Source organism: Sphingomonas zeicaulis (assembly GCF_050433225.1).
In the GTDB taxonomy this organism is placed as follows: Bacteria; Pseudomonadota; Alphaproteobacteria; order Sphingomonadales; family Sphingomonadaceae; genus Sphingomonas_D; species Sphingomonas_D zeicaulis.
In genome coordinates this window covers 78,038-87,354 of the sequence record NZ_JBNPXQ010000001.1, presented here as the reverse complement: position 1 = coordinate 87,354, position 9,317 = coordinate 78,038, and the positions used below count along the sequence as shown (strand labels likewise).

The following is a 9,317-nucleotide window of genomic DNA, read 5'->3' as shown; positions in this document are numbered from 1 at the left end:
CCATGGTATCGCGTCGTCTCATCGTTCTGCCGGCACTGCTTGCCGCCCTCCCGCTGCCCCTCGCGGCGCAGACGTCTCCGCCGACCCTGCAGTATGAAACGCTGCCGGCGCCCCTTCCCACGCCCGTCGCGCCGCAGCCCGCGCTGCCGCCGGCCGCGCAGCCGCTGCCCAGGCTCAGCGACGCGCAGGCCGATTTCCTGCGCGACTGGCTCGCCGAAGGCGCCGAACAGGGCCTCACCAGCGGCACGATGGCGAAGCCGGCCAGCCTGAAGGGGGACGCGCTGGCCCGCGCCGCGCTCGACCGGGCGAGCGCGCTGCATCGCGGCCGCATTGACACCGCCGATTTCCTCCAGGTCTGGGCGCTGCGCCCGGAAGCCTATGATCCGCTGCCCGCCTTCGCCGCGGCGGTGAAGGATGATCGGCTGCGCCAGTGGGCCAATGGCCTCACCCCGCGCTATGCCGGCTACGAAGGGCTACGCAAGGGCCTCGCCAATTACGAGAAGATCCGTGACGAGGGCGGCTGGAAGGCGATCACCGCCAAGTCCGCCGATGCCGATGTTCGCGCGCGCCTGCGCGTGGAAGACAGCACGGTGACCGACAGCGAGCCGCTGACCGCCGCCGTACAGCGCGCGCAGCGCCGCTACGGGCTTGAGCCCACCGGCCAGCTCGGCCCGCGCACGGTGACTGCGCTCAACGTGCCGGTCGGCGATCGCATCGCCGCGATCATGGCGAATATGGAGCGCTGGCGCTGGCTGCCGCGCGAACTGCCGGTCAATCGCGTGCAGGTGAACATCGCCGCCGCGGTGCTGACCGTGTTCGAGGGCGACCAGCCGGTCACCTCGATGCGCGCGGTCACGGGCAGCCCCGGCAATGAAACGCCGATGCTGGTTTCCAACATCCATTCGATCGTGGTCAACCCGCCGTGGAACGTGCCCTCCTCGATCGCCAAGCGCGAATTGTGGCCCAAGGGCCGCGCCGCGCTGGCCGCGCAGGGCTACAAGATCGTCAAGACGCCGGGCGGCGGCGAGCGCATCGTCCAGCCCGCAGGGCCCAACAGCGCGCTCGGCCGGCTGAAGTTCGATTTCGACAATCCGTTCGCGGTCTACCTCCACGATACGCCGTCGCGTGCCAAGTTCAGCAGCTATGACCGGCTGGCCAGCCATGGCTGCGTCCGCCTGGAAAAGCCGGTGCCGCTGGCCGAACTGATGGTGCAGGACGATCCGGCGCTCAACGGCCAGGTGCAGACGCTGATCGACACCGGCAAGACGCAGCGCGTGCAGCTGCCCAAGCAGGTCGCGGTCTACCTGCTCTATTGGACGGCGTTCGCCGGCGGCAACGGCCAGATGAACTTCCGCGACGATCCCTATGGGTGGGACAAGCTGCTGGCCTCGAAGATCGACGCCTCCACCCGCCGCGCCCAGGCCGTCGTCACCGCTTCCAAGGAGTAAGATCCATGCGTCTTTCGCTTCCGCTGCTGGCGCTTGCCGGCGCCCTCGCGCTCGCCGGCTGCGGCAGTTCGGGATCCGATGCCGAGCCCGAGGCCAATAATGCCACCGAGGCGCCGATCGTCGAGGAACCGGTGAACATCCCGGTGATCAACGAGGTCGAGGAAGAGGAAGAGGTCAACACCGTCGATGTGGTGCCGCCGCCGGCCCCGCCGCCGGTGGTGAGCGACGACGAACAGATGCGCGAGGATGCCGACGCGACCGGCCTCACCACCCGCCTTCCGGACGACGATGGCGGCGAAACGCCCCCTCCGCCCGGTGAAGGGAGGAACGATTCCGCTCCGAACCCCTGAGTAGCGGGTTTAAAATCCGGCCGAGCGGGGTTAAATTCCCCGACATGGATCGCCGCACATTTGTGAGGCAAGCCTTGTCGGGGCTCGGGCTTGCCATCATTCCATCCTCGACCTTGCGCGCTGCCGGTGCACCGGTGGCATTGCCGCCCACCGTGCTCGCGCCGCTGGGCCGGTTGCCGGTTCCGGTGCCCGTTCCGGCCACGCCGGGGCCCGCCGCGCAGCTCGACACGCTCCCTTTCGCCCGGCTGCTCGATCGCGCCCGCGGCGCGCTCGATTCGCATGGCCGCGCGTTCCAGTTGCGCGACCGCGTCGGGCTTGCCGATTTCAACGCGGCCTCGCGCGAACATCGCTTCCACATCGTCGATCTCGTCAGCGGGCAGACCAGTTCCTATCTGGTCGCGCACGGCCGCGGGTCGGATCCGAGCCATTCGGGCTTCCTGCAGAGCTTTTCCAACCAGCCCAATTCGCTGGCGACCAGCGAGGGCACCTACCGCACCGGCGCCATCTATTATGGCAAGCATGGCGTTTCGATGCGCCTCGACGGGCTCGATTATTCGAACAACAATGCCGAAGCGCGCGCGATCGTCGTCCACGGTGCCGACTATGTCAGCGAGGCGCATATCTCGAGCTGGGGCAAGGCCGGCCGCAGCGAAGGCTGCTTCGCGGTGGCGCCGCACCTGATCTCGCAGGTGATCGGCCTGCTGGGCCCGGGCCGGATGATCTACGCCGCCAAGGTCTGATTGCCGCCTGATCCGGCCGATTTTTCGGTTTGCATCCTGCTTACCATCGGTGACACGATGATGTCGGCCGGGTCGTCGATCCGCGCCGGGGGATTCGCGACAGGAAGCAGACGCCATGCCGGCCGCCGTGCAGCCGCAGGATGATCGCAATGCGCTGATCGACGCGCTGCGCGCCATCGCGCTCTATGGCGTGATCAGCTTCAACATCGTCGGCATGGTCGGCGCGTTGGTCGGCGGCAGCGTCATCGCCCGGGCGAACGGCGCGGACATGGCCTTCCTCGCTTTCGATCTCATCCTGATCCAGGGCAAGGCGCGCGCGGCGTTCGCGCTGCTGTTCGGCGTGGGATTCGGCACATTGGCCGCGCGCGCCGCGGCGAACGGGCAGCCGATCTGGCCGCTGCACAGCCGGCGCATGCTGGTGCTGCTGGCGATCGGCCTCGCCAACCTCGCCTTCCTGTTCTTCGGCGATATCCTCATCCTCTACGCGCTGCTCGGGCTTGCGCTGCCGCTGTTCCGCAACCTCGGCAACCGCGCCCTGGTCGCCACCGGGCTCGCACTGCTGATCGTGCCGCCGCTGGTGATCGGCCTGGTCGAGGCGGTCACTGGCGCACCGCTCCCCAACATCGCCGGCCTTTCCCCCGCCGCGGTCGATGCGCTGATGCCGGCCACCGCGCCGATCTACCAAGGCAACGACTATGCCGCCTTCATCCGCGCCAACCTGGCCTATTATGTCGATCATTACCGCGTCGAGACCGGCTATGCGCTGATGTATGACCTCAGCGTGTTCGGGCTGTTCCTGATCGGCGTGTGGGCGGCGCGGAACCGCGTGCTGACCGATGTCGCCGCGTGGCGCCCTTTCCTCATCCGCACAGCCGCGATCGCCATCCCGCTGGGGCTGGTGCTGAGCATTGTCCACGCATCGCGGCGGCTGGGGATCGAGGCGGATGGCGCCGCCTACGGACTCGTCACCGCCGCCTATGCCGGGCTCGCGCTGATGAGCTTCGGCTATGTCGCGCTGTTCTCGCTGTGGCTGGCGGGCAGCGGACAGCGCGTGGCGCGCGCGCTGGCGCCGACGGGCAGGATGGCCTTGACCGGCTATCTCGCCTCCAACGCGATCGGCGCAGCCACCTGGTATGGCTGGGGGCTGGGGCTGATGGGCCAGTGGAACGGCATGGCGATGAACCTGTTCGCGCTGGCGATCTTCCTCGGGCTCTGCCTGTTCAGCACATTCTGGCTCCGCGCGTTCCGCCATGGTCCGGTCGAATGGTTGTGGCGCTCGCTGGCCTATGGCGCGGTGCAGCCGATGCGGCGGCGGGCCATGCCCGATTTGCATTCGTAACATCTGCAACGATCCATCGTTGCGATGGCGTAGCCGAAACCCGCGATTGGCACCGGCAACGACAATTGCTCAGGTGCCAATCGCATGTTTTCCCTTACCGCCACGTTCCGCCCGCTCGCCTCGCTGATTAGCGCCACCGGCCTGACCGCCCTGCTGCTGGCGCATCCGCCGCTCCGCGCCGAACAGGGCCAGCGCAGCGCCATCGTGCGCACGGACGATCTGGACCTCACCCGTCCCGAAGGGCAGGTACGACTCGATCGCCGCATCCTCACCGCCGCGCGCCGGCTGTGCCAGGTGACCGGCCCCGCGCCGGCTTGGCGCTATCACGAGATGGAGCAGTGCCGCACGGCCGCGATCGCCAGCACCGCACAGGCCCGCGCCGTCCTCGTCCAGCGGGCGGCGGCGCACTGATCGCAGCGCGCCGGCCGCATCAGCGCCCGGCCGCCGCCTCCCCGCGCAGCCACGCGATCGCCGCCGCCACTGCCCCTTCGGGCGGTTGCGGCGCGGTCGTCACCAGATGATAGGTCAGCCCGTCGAGCACCGGCCCGAACGGCTGCACCAGCGCGCCGTCCGCAATCTCCTCTGCGACGAGCGCGAGGCTGAGCAGCGCGACGCCACGCCCGGTTACCGCCGCCTGGATCGCCAGATTCTCGTCCGAGAAGCGCAGGGCGGCGGCCGCCGCCGGTTCGGCAAGCCCCGCCGCCGCGAACCAGGTCGCCCAGGTCGGATTGCCCGGATCGGGCCGGCGCCAGTCGAAATGGATCAGCGGCGCCTGCGCCAGGTCCGCTGGTGTCCCCAGCCGCAGCCGCGGGCTTGCCACCGGCGCGAAGCGATCCGCGAACAGCGGTTCCGCCGCCAGCCCCGGATAGGGGCCGCGGCCATAGCGGATCGCGATATCCACGCCGCCCGCGCCCAGCGCCGCGACATCTTCCGACGATTGCAGCCGCAATTCGATCCCGGGATGCGCCTGCTGGAAGCGGGCGATGCGCGGCACCAGCCAGTGCGCGGTGAAGGCGGTGGTCGCGGAAATCGTCACACGCCCGCGCCGGTTCTGCTGCGCCAGCCCGCCCAGCGCCGCATCGAACGCATCGAACCCGTCACGCAGCACCGGATAGAGAAGCTGCCCCGCTTCCGTCAGCACCACCTTGCGCACGCGCCGGTCGAACAGGCGGGTGGCGATATGCGCCTCCAGCGTGCGGATCTGATGGCTTATCGCGGTGGGGGTCACCGCCAGCTCATCGGCCGCCTGCTTGAAACTGCCATGCCGCGCCGCCGCTTCGAACGCGCGCAACTGGCCGAGAGGAAGGTGGGAGCGCATCCGGCAATCCTCGGATGAATCGAGTTCATCCATTGGCTGAGAAACCATCCTTTGTCGATTGCCCGCGCCAGCGCCAATTCGGCAGCAACCGCCCGGCATCGCGCCGGGCTTTCCGAAGGAGTTGCGCGATGCGCGAACAGGTCATCACCACGCCCGACAATTATGCCCCCTATCTGCTTTCGCAGGGCATCCGCTTCGGCGATCTGCTCTTCATCTCCGGCCAGGCCGGCGCCGGGGACGATGGCCGGATCGTCGAGGGCGGGTTCGGCGCGCAGGGCGAGCAGGCGTTCGCCAACCTCCGCCGCGCGCTGGAAGCCGGCGGATCGAGCTTGGCTGATGTGATCAAGGTGACGATCTTCGTCACCGACATGAGCCAGTTCGACGAGGTGGTCGACCTGCGGCGGCGCTTCTTTTCCGCGCCTTATCCGGCCGACACCATCGCCGAGGTCAGGGCGCTTTACGATCCCGCGGCGATGATCGAGATCGAGGCGATCGCAGCCATCCGCTGAGGCGCCTCCCCTGGGGTGGGGAGCGCCGCCAGGTCACGGCCGCTGCGTTTCCATCCACGCGATCAGGTCGGCGCGATCCAGCGGATCGCCGATCCCGGAAAAGGTCATCGAGGTGCGCGGCACCAGCTTGTGCGGATCGGCCACCCAGCGGTCCATCCGCTCGGGCGTCCAGGTGCCGCCCAGCGCCCGCAGCGCGCCGCTATAGCCGAAGCGCGGGCTCACGGTGGCGACGGGCCTGCCCATGATGCCGAACAGGTTGGGCCCGCCGCGGTCGAGCGCGCCTGGGCTGATCGGGTGGCAGCCGGCGCAGGCGTTGAACAGCCGCGCGCCGCGCGCCGGGTCCGCCGCCTTGCGGTAATCCGCGAAGGTCGGATCGGGGCCCAGCGCCGCGCGCCGTGTCGCCCGGTCGCCATCGCCGCAACCGGCAAGCGCGACCGCCGCCAGCGCAAGCAGCGCGAAACCGCGCATCGCGATCAATCCCGGTGCGCGAAGATCGCGCGGCCGGCGAGGACGTTGCGCGCGATCTCGCCGCGGTCATGCCCGGCGAGCGCGCCGCCGGGCAGGCCATCGTCCCAGAATGCGTCGTCGGCATAGCAGGCGAGCCCCGCCTCCAGCCGCTGCTGCCGCGCAAGCACCGTGCCCAGCACCTGCCGCGCCGCGACCAACTCGGGGAAATCCTCGGCGCCGCCCGCCTCGACCAGCGCGGCATCGCCTGCCCGCCCGGTGGCGCGCAGCAGTTCCGCGACGATGGCGCGGGCGGGATCCGCGGTCATTCCGGGCCGGCGGCCTTGCCCGCGGCGATCCGCCCCTCACGCGCGCGGAAGAAATATTGGCTGCAGATCAGCCAGCCCTTCAGCGGCCTGAGCGGCGGAATGCAGGTGAGCAGCAGGAAAGGCAGCGAGGTCAGCAGATGCACCCAGAAGGGCGGACTGAACTTGATCTCGATGAGCAGCGCGATCGTCACCGCCGGGATGCAGGCGAAGCACAGCACGAAGAAGGCCGGGCCGTCCGCCGGGTCGGCGAAGCCATAGCTCAGCCCGCAATGGTCGCATGCCGATCGCAGCTTCAGGAAGCCGTCGAACAGGCGGCCGACGCCGCAGCGCGGGCAGCGCCCGCGAATGCCGGTCTTGAACGGCGGCAGGATCGGCCAGTCGCCCTGCGACGCCGCCTGCTCGTGGGGGCCCTGATTCTGCATGGAAGGGATATGGTGTTTGCATGGCTTTTGTGTCAAGACAATTGCCATGCAAAATTGGACGCCCGACATCGTCGCCGCCACCGGTCCCAAATATCTCGCCATCGCAGAAGCGCTGGCGCGCGACGTGCGCACCGGCCGGCTGGCTGCCGGAGACCGGCTGCCGCCGCAGCGCGCGCTGGCCGAGGCGCTGGGGGTGGACCTGACCACCGTCACCCGCGCCTATGGCGAGGCGCAGCGGCTGGGGCTGATCGAGGGCGACGGCCGGCGCGGCAGTTTCGTGCGCGCGTTGTCCACCCCTGCCACGGCAGTCGCGCTGAGCGCGCCGGTCGATACCGGCATGAACGCGCCGCCGGACATTCCGCAGGTGCTGGCACCGGCGCTCCAGCGGACGATGGCGGCGCTGCTTGCGCATCCCGATGCCACCCCGCCGCTCCATTACCAGCCGGCCGGCGGCATGCCGGCGGTGCGCGCGGCGGGCGCGCGGTTGCTCGGCACCCGCGGCATTCCGTGCGGCGAGGATGATGTGCTCGTCACCGCGGGCGGCCAGCATGCGCTGCACGCGATCGTCAGCGCCGAGCTGCGCGCCGGTGACGCGGTGGGTGTCGCCCGCCGCGCCTATCCCGGCTTTCTCGGCCTCGCCCGACGTTACGGGCTGCGGCTGGTGCCGATCCCCGGCGATGCGGGCGGCCTCAATCCCGATGCGCTCGACGCCGCCTGTCGGGAGACGGGGCTGCGCGCGCTCTATCTCGTGCCGACCAACGACAATCCGACCACGATCACGCTCGACATCGACCGCCGCCGCGCGATCGCCGCGGTCGCCGAACGCCATGGGCTGATGCTGATCGAGGACGATGCCTATGGCCTGCTGGCGGAAGCGCCGCTGCCGCCGCTCGCCAGCCTCGCACCCGCGCTGACCTGGCACGTCGCCAGCACCTCCAAGATCCTGGCGCCGGGACTGCGCGTCGCTTGGGCGCGCGCGCCGGATGTCGGCGCCGCCTGGCGGCTGGCGGGCGACCTCCACGAGACCGCGATCATGGCGCCACCGCTCAACGCCGCGCTCGTCGCGAGCTGGGCGGAGGATGGCACGCTCGCCACGCTAACCACAGCGGTGCGCGCCGAGGCGGCGGCACGGCAGGCGATCGCCCGCGCCACCCTGACGGAGGGATCCTACCACGCCCAGCCGGAAGGCTATCACCTCTGGATGGACCTGCCTCCAGCCGCCAACCCCGCAGAAATCGTCGCCGCACTGCGCCCGACCGGCCTCTCGGTGGTGGCCGGCGATGCCTTCGCCGTCGAACGCACCGATGCCGCGCCAGCGCTGCGCATCTCGATCGGCGGCATCATCCCCCACGACCGCCTCGAACGCGCCCTCACCCTGCTGCGCGCGCTGACCGGGCCGGACGCGCGGCTGCGGATGGCGATGGTGTGAGGGCTTGAGCGCGGCGGCGACCGAATAACCGCGCTCGCCATTCACCAACGAGGAGAAACGTCCGTACAGGGGCGGATGATCGCCGCAACCTGATCGGTCGCTCTTCGTATGCTGGCCGGGCCGCAATGCCGCTCCCTCGCCTCACCCTTCATCCGCCGAAGCTTGAATATCTTGCTGCAGTTGGTCGATCTTCGTGCCGGCCCATTGCCGGGCGTCGTCGCCGAACACCAGCCGCGACAGGGTTTCGGGCTGAGATGCGAGGTTCACGATCCGTGCGGCGAGGCGTTTCGGGTCGCCTGGCTGCGTGCCGTTGGCGCTGTCCACGAAGGCGCGATATTGTGCGATCGCATCGGCATAGTCCGGGATGTCGATGCTGCCGAAACCTGCCGATCTGGCGTCCATGAATTCGGTGCGCAGCATCCCCGGTTCGACGAGTAGCGAGCGGATGCCGAGCGGCGCCAGTTCCTGAGCGAAACCCTCCATCCAGCCCTCGACCGCGAATTTCGACGCGGCATACACCGCTCCGCCGCCGTTGGAGACCAGTCCGCTGACCGACGAGATGGTGACGATCAGGCCCGATCGCCGCGCCCGCATATGCGGCACGACTGCGCGGGCGACGTTCATCGTCCCGAACAGGTTGACCTCGAACTGGCGCCGCACCTCGGCATCGGTGAACGTCTCGAAGAAGCCCAGTTCGGCATAGCCGGCATTGTTGACCAGGACGTCGATCGCGCCGAACCGCTCGATGACTTCAGCGGCAACCGCGCTCGCCGCGTCAGCGTCGGTGATGTCGAGCGGGAGCACGTGGAGGCGATCTTGATCGCCGCCGAAGGCGGCGCGCACCGCCTCCACGGACCGCGCCGTCGCCACCACCGTTTCGCCCGCGTCGAGCGCGGCACGCGCGATCTCGTGCCCCAGCCCCCGGCTCGCGCCCGTTACCAGCCAAATCCTGCTCATCGTTCATGCCTCGCATCTGCCACTCGTCTCGA

The 9,317-nt window shown here is 69.6% G+C and carries 12 protein-coding genes; 7 read left to right on the top strand and 5 right to left on the bottom strand.

The window, feature by feature from the left end; all coding sequences use genetic code 11:
- Nucleotides 1-2 precede the first annotated feature (2 nt).
- From FHS96_RS00485 to FHS96_RS00465, 5 genes are all read left to right on the top strand, one after another.
- Nucleotides 3-1,448 (top strand): L,D-transpeptidase family protein, encoded by a 1,446-nt coding sequence (locus FHS96_RS00485; protein ID WP_429587232.1) that lies wholly within the window; start codon nucleotides 3-5, stop codon nucleotides 1,446-1,448.
- 5 nt (nucleotides 1,449-1,453) lie between these two features.
- Nucleotides 1,454-1,798: a hypothetical protein gene (locus tag FHS96_RS00480; RefSeq protein ID WP_429587230.1), complete on the top strand. Its 345-nt coding sequence runs from the start codon at nucleotides 1,454-1,456 to the stop codon at nucleotides 1,796-1,798.
- A gap of 44 nt (nucleotides 1,799-1,842) precedes the next feature.
- Nucleotides 1,843-2,538 (top strand): murein L,D-transpeptidase catalytic domain family protein, encoded by a 696-nt coding sequence (locus FHS96_RS00475; RefSeq protein WP_429587229.1) that lies wholly within the window; start codon nucleotides 1,843-1,845, stop codon nucleotides 2,536-2,538.
- A 115-nt stretch (nucleotides 2,539-2,653) separates the two neighbouring features.
- Nucleotides 2,654-3,877 carry a DUF418 domain-containing protein gene (locus FHS96_RS00470; RefSeq protein WP_429587228.1) on the top strand — a complete coding sequence of 408 codons (1,224 nt, stop codon included), beginning with the start codon at nucleotides 2,654-2,656 and terminating at the stop codon, nucleotides 3,875-3,877.
- Nucleotides 3,878-3,961: 84 nt separating this feature from the next.
- A complete protein-coding gene (locus FHS96_RS00465) occupies nucleotides 3,962-4,288 on the top strand; it encodes a UrcA family protein (protein ID WP_429587226.1) in 327 nt (108 codons plus the stop codon).
- A 19-nt stretch (nucleotides 4,289-4,307) separates the two neighbouring features.
- Here the strand turns inward: FHS96_RS00465 and FHS96_RS00460 are convergent, their stop codons facing one another.
- Nucleotides 4,308-5,195: a LysR substrate-binding domain-containing protein gene (locus FHS96_RS00460; protein ID WP_429587224.1), complete on the bottom strand. Its 888-nt coding sequence runs from the start codon at nucleotides 5,193-5,195 to the stop codon at nucleotides 4,308-4,310.
- Nucleotides 5,196-5,323: 128 nt separating this feature from the next.
- Between FHS96_RS00460 and FHS96_RS00455 the strand changes: the two genes are divergently transcribed.
- The gene (locus tag FHS96_RS00455) at nucleotides 5,324-5,704 is read left to right on the top strand and encodes a RidA family protein (protein WP_429587223.1); all 381 of its coding nucleotides are present in this window, start codon (nucleotides 5,324-5,326) and stop codon (nucleotides 5,702-5,704) included.
- A 33-nt stretch (nucleotides 5,705-5,737) separates the two neighbouring features.
- Here FHS96_RS00455 and FHS96_RS00450 read toward each other — a convergent pair whose 3' ends face one another.
- Genes FHS96_RS00450 through FHS96_RS00440 form a run of 3 tightly spaced genes read right to left on the bottom strand, consistent with a single transcriptional unit; the run spans nucleotide 5,738 to nucleotide 6,899 of the window.
- A complete protein-coding gene (locus FHS96_RS00450; RefSeq protein ID WP_429587221.1) occupies nucleotides 5,738-6,172 on the bottom strand; it encodes a c-type cytochrome in 435 nt (144 codons plus the stop codon).
- 5 nt (nucleotides 6,173-6,177) lie between these two features.
- On the bottom strand, nucleotides 6,178-6,477 hold the full coding sequence (locus FHS96_RS00445) for a hypothetical protein (protein ID WP_429587220.1): 300 nt from the start codon (nucleotides 6,475-6,477) through the stop codon (nucleotides 6,178-6,180).
- Nucleotides 6,474-6,899 (bottom strand): DUF983 domain-containing protein, encoded by a 426-nt coding sequence (locus tag FHS96_RS00440; RefSeq protein WP_429587218.1) that lies wholly within the window; start codon nucleotides 6,897-6,899, stop codon nucleotides 6,474-6,476. The genes FHS96_RS00445 and FHS96_RS00440 overlap by 4 nt, the downstream gene beginning before the upstream one ends.
- A gap of 46 nt (nucleotides 6,900-6,945) precedes the next feature.
- Here FHS96_RS00440 and FHS96_RS00435 point away from each other — a divergent pair, with 46 nt between their 5' ends.
- Nucleotides 6,946-8,328 carry an aminotransferase-like domain-containing protein gene (locus FHS96_RS00435; RefSeq protein ID WP_429587216.1) on the top strand — a complete coding sequence of 461 codons (1,383 nt, stop codon included), beginning with the start codon at nucleotides 6,946-6,948 and terminating at the stop codon, nucleotides 8,326-8,328.
- Between the two features lie 141 nt (nucleotides 8,329-8,469).
- On the opposite strand, the gene FHS96_RS00430 is transcribed toward FHS96_RS00435, so the two are convergent.
- The gene (locus tag FHS96_RS00430; protein ID WP_429587214.1) at nucleotides 8,470-9,285 is read right to left on the bottom strand and encodes an SDR family NAD(P)-dependent oxidoreductase; all 816 of its coding nucleotides are present in this window, start codon (nucleotides 9,283-9,285) and stop codon (nucleotides 8,470-8,472) included.
- Between the last annotated feature and the right edge of the window lie 32 nt (nucleotides 9,286-9,317).

Coding starts and splice junctions, on each gene's coding strand:
- FHS96_RS00485 (WP_429587232.1), top strand. CDS start 3: ATGGTATCGCGTCGTCTCATCGTTCTGCCGGCACTGCTTGCCGCCCTC.
- FHS96_RS00480 (WP_429587230.1), top strand. CDS start 1,454: ATGCGTCTTTCGCTTCCGCTGCTGGCGCTTGCCGGCGCCCTCGCGCTC.
- FHS96_RS00475 (WP_429587229.1), top strand. CDS start 1,843: ATGGATCGCCGCACATTTGTGAGGCAAGCCTTGTCGGGGCTCGGGCTT.
- FHS96_RS00470 (WP_429587228.1), top strand. CDS start 2,654: ATGCCGGCCGCCGTGCAGCCGCAGGATGATCGCAATGCGCTGATCGAC.
- FHS96_RS00465 (WP_429587226.1), top strand. CDS start 3,962: ATGTTTTCCCTTACCGCCACGTTCCGCCCGCTCGCCTCGCTGATTAGC.
- FHS96_RS00460 (WP_429587224.1), bottom strand. CDS start 5,195: ATGCGCTCCCACCTTCCTCTCGGCCAGTTGCGCGCGTTCGAAGCGGCG.
- FHS96_RS00455 (WP_429587223.1), top strand. CDS start 5,324: ATGCGCGAACAGGTCATCACCACGCCCGACAATTATGCCCCCTATCTG.
- FHS96_RS00450 (WP_429587221.1), bottom strand. CDS start 6,172: ATGCGCGGTTTCGCGCTGCTTGCGCTGGCGGCGGTCGCGCTTGCCGGT.
- FHS96_RS00445 (WP_429587220.1), bottom strand. CDS start 6,477: ATGACCGCGGATCCCGCCCGCGCCATCGTCGCGGAACTGCTGCGCGCC.
- FHS96_RS00440 (WP_429587218.1), bottom strand. CDS start 6,899: ATGCAGAATCAGGGCCCCCACGAGCAGGCGGCGTCGCAGGGCGACTGG.
- FHS96_RS00435 (WP_429587216.1), top strand. CDS start 6,946: ATGCAAAATTGGACGCCCGACATCGTCGCCGCCACCGGTCCCAAATAT.
- FHS96_RS00430 (WP_429587214.1), bottom strand. CDS start 9,285: ATGAGCAGGATTTGGCTGGTAACGGGCGCGAGCCGGGGGCTGGGGCAC.